Annotated in this window: 13 protein-coding genes; 4 read left to right on the top strand and 9 right to left on the bottom strand. The window is 65.1% G+C overall.

Annotated features, from left to right (window positions below):
• Positions 1-10: 10 nt before the first annotated feature.
• Together gluQRS and AB3X98_RS09785 are read right to left on the bottom strand one after the other, a co-directional pair.
• Positions 11-949 (bottom strand): tRNA glutamyl-Q(34) synthetase GluQRS, encoded by a 939-nt coding sequence (gene gluQRS / locus AB3X98_RS09790; protein WP_368606725.1) that lies wholly within the window; start codon positions 947-949, stop codon positions 11-13.
• A 9-nt stretch (positions 950-958) separates the two neighbouring features.
• Positions 959-1840, bottom strand: coding sequence for a sulfurtransferase (locus AB3X98_RS09785; protein WP_368606726.1), 882 nt, complete (start codon positions 1838-1840; stop codon positions 959-961).
• A gap of 287 nt (positions 1841-2127) precedes the next feature.
• Here AB3X98_RS09785 and dnaE point away from each other — a divergent pair, with 287 nt between their 5' ends.
• Positions 2128-5685 carry a DNA polymerase III subunit alpha gene (gene dnaE / locus AB3X98_RS09780; protein WP_368606727.1) on the top strand — a complete coding sequence of 1186 codons (3558 nt, stop codon included), beginning with the start codon at positions 2128-2130 and terminating at the stop codon, positions 5683-5685.
• A gap of 69 nt (positions 5686-5754) precedes the next feature.
• Here dnaE and AB3X98_RS09775 read toward each other — a convergent pair whose 3' ends face one another.
• Both AB3X98_RS09775 and AB3X98_RS09770 read right to left on the bottom strand, forming a co-directional pair.
• Positions 5755-6588, bottom strand: coding sequence for a glycosyltransferase family 2 protein (locus AB3X98_RS09775; protein ID WP_368606728.1), 834 nt, complete (start codon positions 6586-6588; stop codon positions 5755-5757).
• Complete coding sequence (locus tag AB3X98_RS09770; RefSeq protein WP_368606729.1) at positions 6585-7400, bottom strand: glycosyltransferase family 2 protein; 816 nt, start codon at positions 7398-7400, stop codon at positions 6585-6587. The genes AB3X98_RS09775 and AB3X98_RS09770 overlap by 4 nt, the downstream gene beginning before the upstream one ends.
• A gap of 280 nt (positions 7401-7680) precedes the next feature.
• Between AB3X98_RS09770 and msbA the strand changes: the two genes are divergently transcribed.
• Complete coding sequence (gene msbA, locus AB3X98_RS09765) at positions 7681-9465, top strand: lipid A export permease/ATP-binding protein MsbA (protein WP_141710694.1); 1785 nt, start codon at positions 7681-7683, stop codon at positions 9463-9465.
• A 92-nt stretch (positions 9466-9557) separates the two neighbouring features.
• Here msbA and AB3X98_RS09760 read toward each other — a convergent pair whose 3' ends face one another.
• Complete coding sequence (locus tag AB3X98_RS09760) at positions 9558-10622, bottom strand: glycosyltransferase family 9 protein (protein ID WP_368610236.1); 1065 nt, start codon at positions 10620-10622, stop codon at positions 9558-9560.
• A gap of 395 nt (positions 10623-11017) precedes the next feature.
• On the opposite strand from AB3X98_RS09760, the gene AB3X98_RS09755 reads away from it, so the two are divergent.
• Together AB3X98_RS09755 and AB3X98_RS09750 are read left to right on the top strand one after the other, a co-directional pair.
• Positions 11018-11944, top strand: a complete 927-nt coding sequence (locus AB3X98_RS09755) for a glycosyltransferase family 2 protein (protein ID WP_368606731.1) — start codon at positions 11018-11020, stop codon at positions 11942-11944.
• A gap of 178 nt (positions 11945-12122) precedes the next feature.
• Positions 12123-12440, top strand: coding sequence for a DUF4148 domain-containing protein (locus tag AB3X98_RS09750; RefSeq protein WP_069265337.1), 318 nt, complete (start codon positions 12123-12125; stop codon positions 12438-12440).
• A gap of 53 nt (positions 12441-12493) precedes the next feature.
• Here the strand turns inward: AB3X98_RS09750 and mnmH are convergent, their stop codons facing one another.
• From mnmH to rlmH, 4 genes are all read right to left on the bottom strand, one after another.
• A complete protein-coding gene (gene mnmH, locus AB3X98_RS09745; protein ID WP_368606732.1) occupies positions 12494-13594 on the bottom strand; it encodes a tRNA 2-selenouridine(34) synthase MnmH in 1101 nt (366 codons plus the stop codon).
• A 36-nt stretch (positions 13595-13630) separates the two neighbouring features.
• Entirely contained in the window at positions 13631-15100 is a 1470-nt protein-coding gene (gene rng, locus AB3X98_RS09740) for a ribonuclease G (protein ID WP_069265316.1), read from the bottom strand.
• Between the two features lie 8 nt (positions 15101-15108).
• Positions 15109-15732 carry a nucleoside triphosphate pyrophosphatase gene (locus AB3X98_RS09735; RefSeq protein ID WP_368606733.1) on the bottom strand — a complete coding sequence of 208 codons (624 nt, stop codon included), beginning with the start codon at positions 15730-15732 and terminating at the stop codon, positions 15109-15111.
• Positions 15733-15870: 138 nt separating this feature from the next.
• A complete protein-coding gene (gene rlmH, locus AB3X98_RS09730) occupies positions 15871-16341 on the bottom strand; it encodes a 23S rRNA (pseudouridine(1915)-N(3))-methyltransferase RlmH (RefSeq protein ID WP_368606734.1) in 471 nt (156 codons plus the stop codon).
• Positions 16342-16361: the final 20 nt, after the last annotated feature.

Raw genomic sequence — 16361 nt, 5'->3', positions numbered from 1 at the left:
CCGTTTTTGTTTATGCGGCTGGCAATTGCACGAGCCGCCGCTTCCACGCGTCGATCGCGGCCAGCTGGAACGCTGCGAGCGTCGCGGGCGCGGGATCGTGCAATTCGAGGCCCAGGTGCCGTGCGGCGGCCATCAGCGTTTCCAGCGGGCGTGACGCGTCGAGCGCCTGCGCCCCGGTCTGCTTCGACAGCTTTTCCCCATCCGCGTTCGTGACGACCGGCACATGCAGATACGCGGGCGTCGGCACGCCAAGACACTGCTGGAGCCAGATTTGCCGCGCCGTCGAGTCGAGCAGGTCCGCGCCGCGCACCACGTGTGTGATGCGCTGGTCGGCGTCGTCCACGACGACGGCGAGCTGGTAGGCCCACTGGCCGTCCGCGCGCAGCAGCACGAAATCACCGACTTCGGTCGCGAGATTCTGGTGCTGCGGGCCTTGCCAGCGATCGTCGAAGCGGATCAGTGCGGGATTGGCGGCTGCGCCCGCAGGTTCGTCAACAGCGTCTTCGTCAGGCACGCGCAGCCGCCACGCGCGGGCGGGCTTACCGTGCAGGCCGTCGCGGCAGGTGCCCGGATAGATCAGCGTGGTGTTGCGCTGATGCGCGCGCAGTTGCGAATCGGCGATTTCCTTGCGCGTGCAGCCGCACGGATAGACGTCGCCGGAGGCGATCAGCCGGTCGAGCGCCGCGCAGTAAAGACCGGTGCGGCGGCTCTGCCATTCGGGCGGCTCGTCGGCGTGAAAGCCGAAGGCCGCAAGCGTCGCGAGAATGTCCTCGGCTGCGCCCGGCAAGGTGCGCGGGCCGTCGATGTCCTCCACACGCACGAGCCAGGCGCCGCCGTGCGCTCGCGCGTCGAGCCAGCTCGCGAGCGCCGAGACGAGCGAGCCGAAATGCAGCGGGCCAGTGGGCGAGGGCGCGAAGCGCCCGCGATACCCTTGCGGCGTTGCGCTCACGCGCGTGGCTTAAGCGGCAGCCTGAGCCGCTGCATCCGGTGCGCCTGCGCGCTCAGGATGGCACGCCGGGCAGCTCTTGCCCACCACGTAGAGCGGCGAAGCCTGCTCCTGCGGCGTCACGACGGCGCGGCACGCGAAGCACTGCACGGTGTCCGTCGGTTCGAGCTGCGGATTGAGCGCGGTGCGCTGGTCGAACACGAAGCAGTCGCCGTTGTAGTGCGCGCCGCCCACTTCCTCGAAGTACTTGAGAATGCCGCCTTCGAGCTGGTACACGTGCTCGATGCCCACTTCCTTCATGTGGATGGCCGCCTTTTCGCAGCGAATACCGCCCGTGCAGAAGGACACGACCGTCTTGCCTTCGAGGTCGGCGCGGTTCGCCTCGATCACGCCGGGGAATTCGCTGAACTTGTCGATGCGGTAGTCGAGCGCCTTGTCGAACGTGCCGACGTCGATTTCGAACGCGTTGCGCGTGTCGAGCATGACGACGGGGCGGCCTTCGTCGTCGAAGCCGCGGTCGAGCCACTCCTTGAGCACGAGGGGCGCCACGGAAGGCGCGCGGCCTTCCTCGGGACGGATCGCGGGCTTCTTCATCGTGATGATCTCGCGCTTCAGGCGCACGAGCATGCGGTTGAAGGGCCGCGTTTCCGAGAGGCTTTCCTTGAACCGCAGCGTCGCGAACTTGCCCTCGAAGAGCGGATCGTGATTGATGTAGTCCATGAAGGCGCGCACGTTGCCTTCATCGCCGGCAACGAACAGGTTGATGCCTTCCGGCGCGAGCAGGATCGTGCCCCGCAAATCGAGCGATTGGCAGCGCTCGAGCACGAGCGGACGCCACTCGGCGGTCTTGTCGAGCGTGGCGAACTGGTAAGCGGAGAGATTGAGGATACGCATGGTGCAACTGGAAAAGCGCCGTTAAAAAAGCGCGTGAAACCGGAGCCGGGCGCGCGTGCTTGCCTGTCAACGTCGGGTCCTGACTGCGTCCCCCGAAAACGGGAATTGGGGCAGAGCGCGCGGCGGGCGCAATCCGCTATTATCCCTCAATCGCGCCTCGCGCCGCTTGCGGCGTAGTCGACACGCCGTGGGGCGCCCCCGCGCCCGCGGCAAGGTCCAGGCCAGACTGGCCGATGTCACTTGCCCATGCGAGCGTGCGCCGAAAATCGCGTGCCCCTGAAGGTACAATGACGGCCATGTCAGATCCCCGCTTCGTCCATCTCCGCGTCCACTCCGAATTCTCGATTGCCGACGGCATCGTGCGCCTCGACGACCTCGTCAAGGCGGCGGCCAGGGACGGCCAGGGCGCGCTCGCGCTCACCGACCTCGGCAACGCATTCGGCCTCGTCCGTTTTTACACCGAAGCCCGTGGCAAAGGGGTCAAACCCATCGCCGGCTGCGACGTCTGGATCACTAATCACGACGACCGCGACAAGCCGTCGCGCCTCCTGCTGCTGGTGAAGAACAAGCGCGGCTACCTGAATCTGTGCGAGCTGCTTTCCAAGGCGTGGCTCACGAACCAGTATCGCGGCCGCGCGGAAGTCGACGTCGCCTGGCTCGAAGAAGGACTCGGCGAGGGCCTGCTCGCGATCTCGGGTGCGCAACAGGGCGACGTGGGTCTCGCGCTCGCGGCGGGCAATGCGGAAAGTGCGAAGCGCCATGCGCAGCGCTGGGCGAAGCTGTTTCCGAACGCGTATTACATCGAGCTGCAGCGCTGCGGCCAGCCCGGCGGCGAGCAGTATGTCGAGCAGGCGGTGGCGCTCGCGTCGCAACTGAAGCTGCCGGTAGTCGCCACGCACCCCATGCAGTTCATGACCGACGAGGAATACACCGCGCACGAAGCGCGCGTGTGCATCTCGGAGGGCGACATCCTCGCGAATCCGCGCCGCCAGAAGCGCTTCACGACCGATCAGCGCTTTCGCACGCAGGAAGAAATGGTCGCGCTGTTCGCGGACATTCCTTCGGCAATCGCGAACACCATCGAAATCGCCAGACGCTGCAATCTGACGCTCGAACTTGGCAAGCCGAAGCTGCCGCTGTTCCCGACGCCCGACGGCCTCTCGCTCGACGACTATCTCGTGCAGCTTTCGCGGGAAGGTCTCGAAAAGCGCCTCGTGCAGCTGTATCCGAACGAGGCCGAACGCGAGCAGGAGCGCGCGCGCTACAACGAGCGGCTCGAATTCGAGTGCGGGACCATCATCAAGATGGGCTTCCCGGGCTACTTCCTGATCGTTGCGGACTTCATCAACTGGGCGAAGAACAACGGCGTGCCGGTGGGGCCGGGCCGGGGTTCGGGCGCGGGCTCGCTGGTCGCCTACGCGCTCGGCATTACCGATCTCGATCCGCTGCGCTACAACCTGCTGTTCGAGCGCTTCCTGAATCCGGAACGCGTGTCGATGCCCGACTTCGACATCGACTTCTGCCAGCACGGGCGCGACCGCGTCATTCAGTACGTGAAGGAGAAGTACGGCGCGGATGCCGTCTCGCAGATCGCCACCTTCGGCACCATGGCCGCGAAGGCCGCGGTGCGCGACATCGGCCGCGTGCTCGATCTGGGCTACAACTTCACCGACGGCGTCGCGAAGCTGATTCCGTTCAAGCCGGGCAAGCACGTCACCATCGCCGACGCGATGAAGGAAGAGCCGCTCCTGCAGGAGCGCTACGACAACGAAGACGAAGTGCACCAGCTGCTCGACCTCGCGCAGCTCGTGGAGGGTCTCACGCGTAACGTGGGCATGCACGCGGGCGGCGTGCTGATCGCGCCGGGCAAGCTCACCGACTTTTGCCCGCTCTACACGCAGGGTGACGAAAGCGGCGTCGTGAGCCAGTACGACAAGGACGACGTGGAAGCCGTCGGCCTCGTGAAGTTCGACTTTCTGGGCCTGACCACGCTCACGATTCTCGACTGGGCCGAGCGCTATATCCGCATGCTCGATCCGTCGAAGAAGGACTGGTCGCTCGCCCAGGTGCCGCTCGACGACGCGCCGTCGTTCCAGATCCTCAAGAAAGCGAATACGGTCGCCGTGTTCCAGCTGGAAAGCCGCGGCATGCAGGGCATGCTCAAGGACGCGCAGCCCGACCGCTTCGAGGACATCATCGCGCTCGTGGCGTTGTATCGTCCGGGCCCGATGGACCTGATCCCGAGCTTCTGCGCGCGTAAGCACGGCCGCGAAGTGGTGGAGTACCCCGATCCGCGTGTCGAACCTGTTCTGAAAGAGACCTACGGCATCATGGTCTACCAGGAGCAGGTGATGCAGATGGCGCAGATCATCGGCGGCTACTCGCTCGGCGGCGCGGACTTGCTGCGTCGCGCGATGGGCAAGAAGAAGCCCGAGGAAATGGCCAAGCACCGCGAGATTTTCGCGGAAGGCGCGGCGAAGAACGGCCTCACGCGCGAGAAGGCGGACGAGACCTTCGACTTGATGGAGAAGTTCGCGGGCTACGGCTTCAACAAGTCGCACGCGGCCGCTTACGCGCTCCTCGCTTATCACACGGCGTGGCTCAAGGCGCACCATCCGGCCGAATTCATGGCAGCGAATATGTCGCTCGCCATGGACGACACCGACAAGGTGAAGATCCTCTTCGAGGATTGCCTGACCAACAAGATGGTCGTGCTGCCGCCGGACGTGAACGCCTCGGCGTACCGCTTCGAGCCGGTGGCCGACGCCAGCGTGGCCGATGGCAAGCGCTCGCGCACGATCCGCTACGGTCTCGGCGCGATCAAGGGCAGCGGCCAGAACGCCATCGAAGAAATCTTGCGCGCGCGTGAAGAGGGCGGTCCGTTCAAGGACCTGTTCGACTTCTGCGAGCGCATCGACCGTCGTCTCGTCAATCGCCGCACCATCGAAGCGATGATCCGCGCCGGCGCGTTCGACACGATTCACGCGAACCGCGCACAGTTGCTCGCGTCCGTGCCGATGGCGATGGAAGCCGCCGACCAGGCGAGCGCCAACGCCATGCAGGCCGGCCTCTTCGACATGGGCGATGCACCGCTCGCCGCGCACGAACTGGTGGACGAGCCGGCGTGGGGCGAGAAGCGCAAGCTTCAGGAAGAGAAGGCGGCGCTTGGTTTCTACCTCTCGGGCCATCTGTTCGACGCCTACAAGGACGAAGTGCGCCGCTTCGTGCGCCAGAAGATCGGCGAGCTCAAGGAAGGGCGCGACAAGCTGATCGCGGGTGTGATCGCTTCGTTGCGCACGCAAATGACCCAGCGCGGCAAGATGCTGATCGCGCTGCTCGACGACGGCACCGGGCAGTGCGAAGTGACGGTGTTCAACGAGCAGTTCGAGGCGCACAAGGCGCTCTTCAAGGAAGACGAGTTGCTCGTCGTGCAGGGCGGGGCGCGCAATGACGCGTTCACGGGCGGTATTCGCTTCACCGTGGACACCGTGATGGATCTCGAGCGCGCGCGCAGCCGCTACGCGCAAGCCGTGAAGCTGCAGATGAACGGCAATGCCAATGCCGGCGCGCTGCGCACGGTGCTCGAAGCCTATCGCGCGAAGCCCGACGACTCGCTGCCGGCGCCTGCCGCGGAAACGCGTGGCCGCGGCGGTTTCGGGCGCGATCGCGGCGAGCGCGCGCATGCGGTCATTCCGAACGGGCTCGCGGTGCAGATCGCCTATCGCAACGATCGGGCGGAAGGCGAAGTGCGTCTGGGGGACGCCTGGCGCGTGAAACCTACCGACGACCTGCTCGCCGCGCTGCGTGGCGAGTTCGCAGGCAGCGAAATCGAGATCGTGTACTGACGGGATCGGACGGTATGGCGGTCTTCACCGCTGCCATGCCGCGCCGTGGTTCTGCGAAACGCGCGTCGTTCAGCTCGCGAGTTCGGCCAGACCGCGTTCGGCGCGCACGGTGCCGTCCGCGACACGCACCTTGACCCTTGCTTCGTTGGAGCTTGCCTGCGCGCGCGCTTGCTCGCGGTGCCACAGGTGGAAGATTTCCGTGGCATAGGCGCCGAGCTTGCGGTGCACGCCGCCATTGGCGAGCCGGGCCACGAAATCGGCGTCCTCGTGCCCCCAGCCGGTGAAGCTGGTGTCGAATCCGTTCACGCGCTCGATGTCGCTGCGCCAGGCGCTCATGTTGCAGCCCTTGATGCCGCGCCACTTGAACTGCTCGATCACGCGCCATTTGCGATCCGGCAACTTGACGAAGAGGGGCGCGATCTTGTTGACGTGGCCAGCGAGGCGTTGCTGAACCCAGAAGCCGAAGCCCCTATCCGCAAGCGGAATCGTCTGTGCGATCACCTGTTGCGTGAGCGTTTCGTCGAGCAGGATGCGGCTGCCGGTGATGATGGCGCGCTCACTCGCGAGTTGCCGATGGCGCGCAACGAAATCGTGCTGCGCGACGCAGTCGCCGTCGAGAAAGATCAGGTAATCGCCGCGGGCCTGCACGATGCCCTTGTTGCGGATTTCGGCGAGGCGAAAGCCGTCGTCCGGGTGCCACACGTGCGCCATGCGCACCGGACTCGACGCCGCACAGCGCTCCACGGTTGCGCGGGTCGCATTGGCCGAGCCGTCGTCGGCGACGATGATTTCGTAGCGCGTGTCGGACTGCGCGCTTAAGCTGGCCAGTACCCGTTCGAGCGCATCGGGCCGGTTGTAGGTGCTGACGATCACCGAAATCAGCATGTCGCGACGCGCGTTCATCGGCTCTCCGGCGCGGCGTCGCGGGCTTTTGCCGCCGCGGACTGCTGTGTCTCGAGGAGCATGAGCTTCAGGTAGCGGTAGTAGGTGCCTTCCGCGTTGGAGATCGCCAGCACGAAGCCCATCTTGCCGTCGAGAAAGCCGCGTTGAATGATCCAGCTGCGCACGAAGGACCAGAAGCCGTGCAGCAGCGCCTTGCGCAGGCCGCCGCGCTTGCCGCGCGCCGCGCCCTGGGTCGCGCCGTAGGTCGAATAGCTGTCGATTTTGCCGAGCACTTCGGAGAAGTCGCGGAAGCTGTAGTGAATCAGCGCCTGAGTGAGCGTGCCGACGCGCGCGTCGGGCGCGGCGATCACGCGTTCGTGCACGAGATCGTTCGAGAAGCGCGCCGCGTCGCGGCGAAAGAGCCGCGTCACGTAGTCGGGCGACCAGCCGGAATGGCGGATCCACTTGCCGCAGTAGTTCGATTGGCGAGGCACGCGGAACAGGTCGGCGCCGTTCGACTTCACGCTTGCGAGAATTTCGTCGCGAAGCTGGGGGGAGACGCGTTCGTCGGCGTCGAGCGAGAGAATCCACGGGCCGCGGGCCGCGTCGAGCGCACGCTGTTTTTGCGGGCCGAAACCGGGCCAGTCGGTTTCGACGACCGTCGCGCCGAACTCGCGGCAGATGCCCTGGGTGCCGTCCGTGCTGCCCGAATCGAGCACGACGATTTCGTCGACCCAGCCGTGCACGGAAGCAAGGCAGTCCCGAATATCGTGTGCTTCGTTTTTGACGATGACGATGACACTGATCGCATCGGGTTTGGCGCTGTCGTTCATCGGCGCTGGCTCGCGATGGCTGGTAGAAGGTGAAGAGGGTGGGAAGGCCGGCTGGAGCCGGCCTCGCGTTCGGAGAGCGCTTCGCGCAGACGCTTGCTGCGCGCGCGTTCCTACCCGGAAGCCGAATCGCTGAGTATATACAAAAACGCCGGCGACGACGAAACCGCCCCGGCGCCAGGCCCGTCCGGACGGATACATCGCCTCCTGGGCCGAACGTTTACAATGGCGTACCTGTTTGCCAGGGGGCGGGCAGATTACCCGCATTTTTTTCGAGGAAATTTTGGGCGAGAGATCAACCTTGAGCAAGCCGATCGGCTCCGACACCAAGTCGTCGCCGGTCGTGATTGGCCGGCGGCTGTGGCCGTATGTGAAGCCGCTTATGTGGGTGCTCCTCGCAGGCGTGATCGCGATGGCCGTGGTGGCCGCCACCGAAGCCGGCATTCCCGCGCTGCTCAAGCCGCTGCTCGATCACGGCTTCGGCACGCGCGGCGCTCCGCAAGCGAAGTGGCTGGTGCCCATCGCGGTCATCGGGCTGGCGCTGGTACGCGGCCTCGCGCAATACGCGTCCGGTTACCTGTTGCAGTACGTGTCGAATCGCGTCCTGCTCGCGCTGCGCCTGAAGATGTTCGAACGCATGATTCACGCGAGCGTCGGCTTCTTTCAGCGCGAAACCGCGAGTACGGTCATCAATGCGATCGTGTTCGAGGTCAACCAGATTCTCGGCGTGCTGCTCGGCGTGCTGGTCACGCTCGTGCGCGACTCGCTCACGGTGATCTTCCTGCTCGGCTACCTGTTCTACCTGAACTGGCGGCTCACGTTGATCGTCGCGGTGCTGCTGCCGGCGATCGGCTGGCTCGTCAGCAAGATCAACCGGCGTTTGCGCCGACTGAACCGCGAGCATCAGATGCTCACGAACGATCTGTCCTATATCGTCGAGGAGACGGTGGGCGGCTACAAGGTCGTCAAGGTTCACAACGGCGAGACCTACGAAAAGGAGCGCTTCGGCGAAATGAGCCGCCGTCTGCGCGGCTATCAGATGCGCATGACGGTGTCGGGCGGGCTCGCGCAGCCGCTCACGCAGTTCCTCGCTTCGATCGCGCTGGCGATCGTCATCACCATTGCCGTTGTGCAAGCCTCGAACGACCAGACGACGGTCGGCGGCTTCGTGGCGTTCGTCACGTCGATGCTGCTCGTGATCTCGCCGCTCAAGCACCTGATCGACGTGAATCAGCCGCTGCAGCGCGGCATGACCGCGGCCGAGCTGATCTTCGGGCTGATCGACGAGCCGCCCGAGCCCGCGGGCGGCGGCTTGCCGCTCGAACGCGCGCGCGGCGAAGTGGAGTTCCGCGACGTCTCGTTTGCCTATGGCGAGAGCCATCGCGTGACGCTCGACCATGTGTCGTTCCGCATCAATCCCGGCGAAATGGTGGCGCTCGCCGGCCCGTCCGGCAGCGGCAAGACCACGCTCGTGAATCTGTTGCCGCGCTTTTTCGATCCGAGCGGCGGCCAGGTGATGGTCGACGGCGTGTCGATCGCCGATTACGACGTGCATGCGCTGCGCAACCAGATCGCGATGGTCAGCCAGGACGTGGTGCTGTTCAACGACACGGTTGCGAATAACGTCGCCTATGGCCAGACGGCCGACCGCGAGCGCGTGGAGCGCGCGCTACGCGCCGCGAACCTGTGGGAAACGATCTCGGCGCTGCCCGAAGGCATGGACACGCTGATCGGCGATAACGGCATGAAGTTCTCGGGCGGCCAGCGCCAGCGTCTGGCGATCGCCCGTGCGATTTACAAGGATGCGCCGATCCTGATTCTCGACGAGGCGACCTCGGCACTCGATTCGGAGTCGGAGCGCCACGTGCAGGCGGCGCTGGAAACGCTGATGCGCGGGCGCACGACGCTCGTGATCGCACACCGCCTGTCGACGATCGAGCGCGCGAACCGCATCCTCGTGATGGATGGCGGCCATATCGTCGAATCGGGCACGCACCAGCAGCTGCTCGAGAAGGGCGGCATGTACGCGCACCTGCACAAGATCCAGTATCAGCAAAGCGCTGCCTGAGTCTTCCGGGCGATGACGCGGCGCGCGCGTTCAGGCGCGCCGCGGACCTGAAAGTGCCCCGGCGTGGGCCTGAGCCGTTACGTTTGGAGTGATCAGGCCGCCGCGGACGCCGTAGCGGGCGCGTGAGCGGCGAGTTGGCGCAGCACCGCGCCGACGACTTGCGCGGGCGGGATGGTGTCCACGTTGCCGCTGCCCTGCAGACCGATGGACCGGCAGGCTTCGGTCAAACGCAGCGCGGGCGGCTCTTGATCCCTGAACAGCGAGACGCTGGGCGTTTGCGTGGTGTGGGCGACGTGCATCAGGCCGCCGTCCGCGCCCACGAACAGTTCGGCGTGCGCCACGATCTCGCGTGCCTGAAGGAACGCGAGCTTGCCGGTCAACGAGCGGATATGTACGCCAGCGGGCGCGCTCGCACACAACTGCTCCGCGATCTGCGTGCCGTTGTCGGAGCCGAGCACGACGATTTCCTTCGCGGCGCCGGCGGTGTCGTACTTGTTCAGCAATTCGACGACTTCGGGCCAGCGGTTGTAGGTGCGATCGGGGTCCACGCCGCCCGCCGCGATCGCGATGAACGGACGCGCCGGCAGGAGGCCGCGCACCGACTCGCGCGTTGCCGGCTCGCTGGCGAGATAGGGCTTGCTGATCGCGGCGAGCGTGTCGGCGTCGTGGCCGAGCGAGAACACGTCGTTGACGCTCGCGAAGCTGAAGCAGGTCTGGTTGCGGTCGGGGCCGTTGAAGTAACGGAACAGGCCCGCGTAGGGCAGCTTCGCGAAGTGCCGGGTCTTGATGCGAATCGACGGCAGGTTGTACTCGGAGAGCAGGATCGCGTCGTAGCGGCTCGCATCGACCTCGTCCGGGTCACCGTAGACCTTGCCGAACACGTCGTCTTCGCTGAACAGCGGCACCAGCGACGGCAACGCGAGGAGATCGATGCGCATGCCGAGGCCCTTGAGCAGGGCGCGGCCGGCCATGTCCATCGTCGCGTCGCCGAAGTTGCGTTTGGCGTAGACCCACAGGATGCGCTGCGAAGGGTCCAGATGCGCCTGTTCGAGGCGCAACTGGCCGTGCGCCTTCAGAAGAAATTGCTTGTGCAGGTATTTCTTCGCGATCTTGATGCGGCTGGTGCTGCGAAGAAACGGCTCCGGCTCGTAAGGCACGCCCGGGTAGGGGATCGTGCAGGACCGGGAAACTGCCCGATCGAGCCAGCTTGCCGGCGAAACCCACGAAGTGTTTGAGTTGGTCTGCTGAAACACGGGTCTACTTGATCTTCAAGATAACCTCTTATTATCACACGATAGCAGCTCGTGCGCTTGACGAAGAATCAGGGACGGCTTAATGGGCGGCCACCGTGGGGTACGAACTCCCGCGGCAGTTTGGGCAAGAAGAATGTATGCGTACAATATCGCGTTTCTCGTCATGCTTCGCACCCAAAAGCCGCGTAGTCAGGACGTCATGAGAGAACCCATTTCTTCAGGCTTGCGTGCTGGCCGTTCTCGCGGCGAGCACGAAATGCATGCATGTCAAATCTGACCCTTTCTAGGGCAAAACCTTCATGTTCAGTATTCTGATCCCGACCTGGAATAACCTGCCGTATCTCAAGATGTGCGTCGACAGCATCCGGCGCCATTCTTCGTTCGAGCACGAGATTCTCGTGCACGTCAACGACGGCAGCGACGGCACGCTCGACTGGGTCCGTGAGCAGGGTATTCGCCATACGTGGAGCAAGGGGAACGTGGGCGTATGCCTCGCCGTGAACGACGTGGCGCGCCTCGCGACGACCGGGTGGATCCTGTTCATGAACGACGACATGTTCTGCACGCCCGGTTGGGATACGGCCTTCGTCGACGCATTGCGCGAAATCGGCCCGGCGCCTGCCTATCTCGCCTCGCAGATCATCGAGCCGACCGACACCGGCAACGGCCTCGTGACGGTCGCCCACTTCGGCACGGGACCTGCCGACTTCAACGAGGCGGGGCTGCTCGAATTCGCCGCGAAGATGAACACAGTGGACCGCAACGGCATTGCGCTGCAGCCGACGCTCGTGAGCCGCGAACTTTGGCTGCGCGTGGGTGGCTATAGCATCGAGTTCGGGCCGGGCATGAGCAGCGACGACGACTTCCTGATGAAGCTCTGGCTGGTCGGCTGCCGCACGTTCCGCTCGGTCGGCGCGAGCCGCATCTACCATTTCGGCTGCCGGACGACGGGACGCATTCGCCGCAACCGCGGCGGCCGCGAATTCCTCCTGAAGTGGGGCGTGACGCAGCGCGACTTCAAGTACAACTACATGGCCCGCACGGCCGAGGCCGCGCCGGGCACGCTTGCGAACGTCCCGCGTCCCAACTTCGTGAGCCGCCTAAAGCGGGTGATCTACGCGTTCGGCCTTTATCCGACTCAGGATCTCGAAGCGTGGGAGCCCGATCTGCCCGCGCAGCTCCAGCACACCGCTTCGTTGACTGAAAACGCCACGCCGCGTCAGTAATCGCGCCAACGCCGATGGCGCCCTTCGGCGCCGGATCGCGCGGACTTTGCCTCGAATTGGAACAGTGCCTTAGGATTCTAGGGGTTAACCCTAGGGATTCGTGAGCATACGATGTGTACATCGGTCGCATGCACACACAGCCGCACGTCGACCGCCAATCCAACTGGAGGTCGTTTCCATGAAGTCCCTGATTCAAGCCGTTGCCGTCGCCACCGTTCTTGCCGCTGCCGCTCTGCCCACCGCTTCGTTCGCGCAGTCGCACTCGACCATCACGCGCGCCCAGGTGCGCGCCGAACTCGTGCAGCTCCAGCAGGTGGGCTACCGCGTCGGTGACGGTGACAACGCCCATTACCCCGAAGCCATCCAGGCCGCCCAGGCGAAGGTCGCAGCGTTGAATGGCGCAAACAGCAGCTACGGCGGCGTGGCGAACGCCTCGCAAGCGGGCGGCCGCGCCACGGTTTCGCCTGAAGACTGGAACGCGATGTACTCGCGCTAAGCCATCGCGGCGCGCGCGCCTTTTATGAAGTCCGCGAAGGGGAAGGGGATACGTCAGACAGTGCGAGGCACTTCGGCTTCGCTGTCCGCAGGTTCTGCGGCGTAGGACGTTTCCTCCAGCCGCGCGAGCAGCGTGCGGGCTTGCGCGAGCGTGTCGCCCGTCATCGGCTGGAACGCGAAGTGCAGCGATTTTTCGAGCTTCGCGAAGTTGCGCCGCGTGCTGCGTGTATAGGCGGGATCGTAGTGCTGCGCGACGAGCGCCTCGTAAAGCTCGGCCCGTCGATCTTCGTCGAGCAGCTTGCACCACGATTCGATACGCTCGCGCCCGTGCAGCGGCGTGAGCTTGTCCAGTTGCTCGCGGAAATACGTACGTTCGTCGAACAAATGTCCGTACTCCTCGAGCAGCAAGTCGATACGTTCTTTACGCGCGACGTCGAGTACGACACAAGGCGCGGCATGCAGACGTTCGACGAGCGCGGGCGGCAGCGTGATGACGCCGATGCGCCGGCTCTCGGCCTCGACGAACACGGGCCGCGTGGCGTCGAAACCGCGCAGCGTCTGCACGAGCGCCGTATCGAACGACTTCTGCGACGGCTGCGCCCGCTGGGGCAGCGCACCCAGCAACGAGCCGCGATGCGCGGCGAGCCCTTCGAGATCGAGCATCTGCGCGTTCGCTTGTCCCAGCGCCTTCAAGAGGCGCGTCTTGCCGCTACCCGTCGGGCCGGCCACCACGATATAGCGAAAGCCTTCAGGCAGTGTGCCAAGCGCTTCCACGACCGTATGCCGGTACGCCTTGTATCCGCCATCCAGCTGACGCGCGCGCCAGCCGATCATGTTGAACCACGCCGTCATCGAGCCGGAACGCTTGCCACCGCGCCAGCAATAGATGAGCGGGCGCCAGTTGCGCGGACGGTCGGCGAACAACGTGTCGAGATGCATGCCGATATTGCGCGCCACCATGGCCGCGCCCACGCGCGTCGCCTCGAAGGGCGAGTCCTTGTACATGGTCCCGACGATCACGCGCTCCTCGTTGCTGAGCACGGGTGCGTTGATCGCGCCGGGAATGTGGTCCTCGGCAAATTCGAGCGGCGTTCGTACATCGACGATCTCGTCGAATTCGCCGATCTGTTCAATGGTGACGCGCTGGTGATTCAACTGCGATGCTCCGGTGATGCCTGCCACGGCGTCGCGCTACATGAGCACGATGTCGTACTGTTCCTGACTCAAATTCGACTCCACCTGCAGCGAAACCGGCTTGCCGATGAAGTCGATCAACATGGCGAGATGCTGCGACTCTTCCTCGAGAAAGAGGTCGATCACCTGCTGTGAAGCGACCACGCGAAACTCGCGCGGATTGAACTGGCGCGACTCGCGCAGAATTTCACGCAGCACGTCATAGCAAACGGTGCGTGCGGTCTTCACCTGGCCTTTGCCGAGGCAAGTCGGGCAAGGCTCGCACAGCACGTGCGCAAGCGATTCGCGCGTGCGCTTGCGCGTCATCTCCACGAGTCCCAATTGCGAGAAGCCGTTCACGGTCACGCGCGTGCGATCGCGCGAAAGCGCCTTCTTCAGCTCGCCGAGCACCTGGTCGCGATGCTCGATGTTCTCCATGTCGATGAAGTCGATGATGATCACCCCGCCCAGATTGCGCAGACGCAATTGCCGCGCGATCGTATGCGCCGCTTCGAGATTCGTCTTGAAGATCGTGTCGTCGAAGTTGCGCGCACCGACATAGCCGCCCGTGTTCACGTCGATGGTCGTCATCGCCTCGGTCTGGTCGATCACGAGGTAGCCGCCGGACTTGAGGTCCACGCGGCGCGAGAGCGCGCGCTGGATTTCGGCTTCGATGTTGTAGAGATCGAAGAGCGGCCGCTCGCCCGAGTAGTGATGCAGCTTCGGCAGCACGGCTGGCGTGAATTCGGTGGCGAACTCGGTGAGCTTCTGGAACGTTTCGCGCGAATCGACCTGAATGCGCGAGGTCTCGTCGTTCACGAAGTCGCGCAGCACGCGCTGCGCGAGATTCAGGTCTTGATACAGCAGGCTCGTGGCGGGCAGGCGCTGCGCCTGGGCGAGTATCGTCGCCCACGTCTTGCGCAGATACGCGACGTCCGCCGCAAGCTCTTCGCTCGTGGCGTCTTCGGCGATGGTGCGCACGATATAGCCGCCTTTTTCGTCGGCGGGCAACACGGCCGTGAGGCGCGCGCGCACCGCTTCGCGCTCGGCCTCGCTCTCGATCTTCTGCGAGATGCCGATGTGCGGTTCCTGCGGCAAATAGACCAGCGTGCGCCCCGCAATGCTCACCTGCGTGGAAAGCCGTGCGCCCTTCGTGCCGATCGGATCCTTCACGACCTGCACCATGAGCGTTTGCCCTTCGAACACCGTCTTTTCGATGGGCTGATGATGCACCGGCGCATGCGCTTCGCCGGCAATGCGCGGATGCCAGATATCGGCCACATGAAGGAACGCGGCGCGCTCGAGACCGATGTCGATGAACGCGGACTGCATGCCCGGCAGCACGCGCACGACCTTGCCGAGATAGACGTTGCCGACGCGCCCGCGCGACAGCGTGCGCTCGACGTGAAGCTCCTGTACTGCGCCTTGCTGGACCAATGCGACGCGCGTCTCCTGGGGCGTGACGTTGATCAGGATTTCTTCGTTCATGGTTTGTTCTAGAAGTCGATGCCCGCGGCGCGCAGGAGGGCGGCCGTTTCGAATAGTGGCAAACCCATGATACCCGAATAGGACCCGTCGATTCGCTCGACGAATTCCGCCGCGCGGCCCTGTATGCCGTACGCGCCGGCCTTGCCGAACGGCTCGCCGCTCGCCACGTAGCGCGCGATCGCGGCGGGCAGCGCCGGGGCGAAGCGCACGTGCGAGCGCGAGACCGCGACGGGCAGGCACACCCCTTCGGCGTTGACCACGGCCACCGCCGTGAGCACTTCGTGCTCGCGCCCGGCGAGGCGCTCGAGCATCGCATATGCTTCGGCTGCATCGTGCGGCTTGCCGAGAATATGGCCGTCGATGGAGACCGTGGTGTCGGCGGTCAGAATCGGCGCGTGCCTGTGCGCGCCTGCGACGAGGCGCGCGCGGGCGGCGTCGGCCTTCGCGGCGCACACGCGCTCGACATAAACGGCGGCTTGCTCGCCGGGCAGCGCGATTTCGAGCGCTTCGGCGTCTTCGTCGGGGCGCGGCAGCAGCAGTTCGAAGCGCACGCCGAGCTGCTGCAGCAGCTCCTGGCGGCGCGGGCTCTGCGAGGCGAGATAGACGAACGGATAGGGCGCGTTGGTGGGCATCGGAGCGTCTTTGTCGTTACGGACTTCGGGTTGACGTGCGCGGCCGCCATGTCGGGCGCAAGCGGGGCTCGAGCGGGGGGGCGCAAGCGGGGCGCCGGCGCACGACGAGAGGCGGCGCGGGCGCACTGTAAACCTGCATCACACGCGATGATAGGGGTGATTCTGCGTGATGGTCCACGCGCGGTAAAGCTGCTCGGCGAGCAGCACGCGCACCATCGCATGCGGCAGCGTGAGGGAGGACAGGCGCAGGAGCGTGTCGGCGCGCGACTTGAGTTCGGGGTCGAGGCCGTCCGCGCCGCCGATCAGGAACGCCACGTCGCGGCCGTCCTGCTGCCACAGCGGCAGCGTCTTGGCGAGCTGCATCGTGGTCCAGTCGCGGCCGCGTTCGTCGAGCGCGACGATGCGCGCGTTCTTCGGCAGCGCGGCCTCGATGCGCGTGCGCTCGGCCGCCATGACGCTCTCGGCCGAGCGGCCCGACGAACGCTGCTCGGGCTTCACCTCGCGCAGCTCGATGCGCAGCTCCGGCGGCATGCGCTTCGTATATTCCTCGAAGCCCTCGGCGATCCAGTCCGGCATCTTGTGGCCGACGGCGACGATATGCAGTTTCATCGTGCGGGTCGATGGTCGTT

Source organism: Paraburkholderia sp. BR14312, assembly GCF_040948675.1.
GTDB classification, from domain to species: domain Bacteria; phylum Pseudomonadota; class Gammaproteobacteria; order Burkholderiales; family Burkholderiaceae; genus Paraburkholderia; species Paraburkholderia nodosa_A.
The sequence above is the reverse complement of the archived record's forward strand: the minus strand, read 5'-3'. Positions and strand labels throughout refer to the sequence as shown.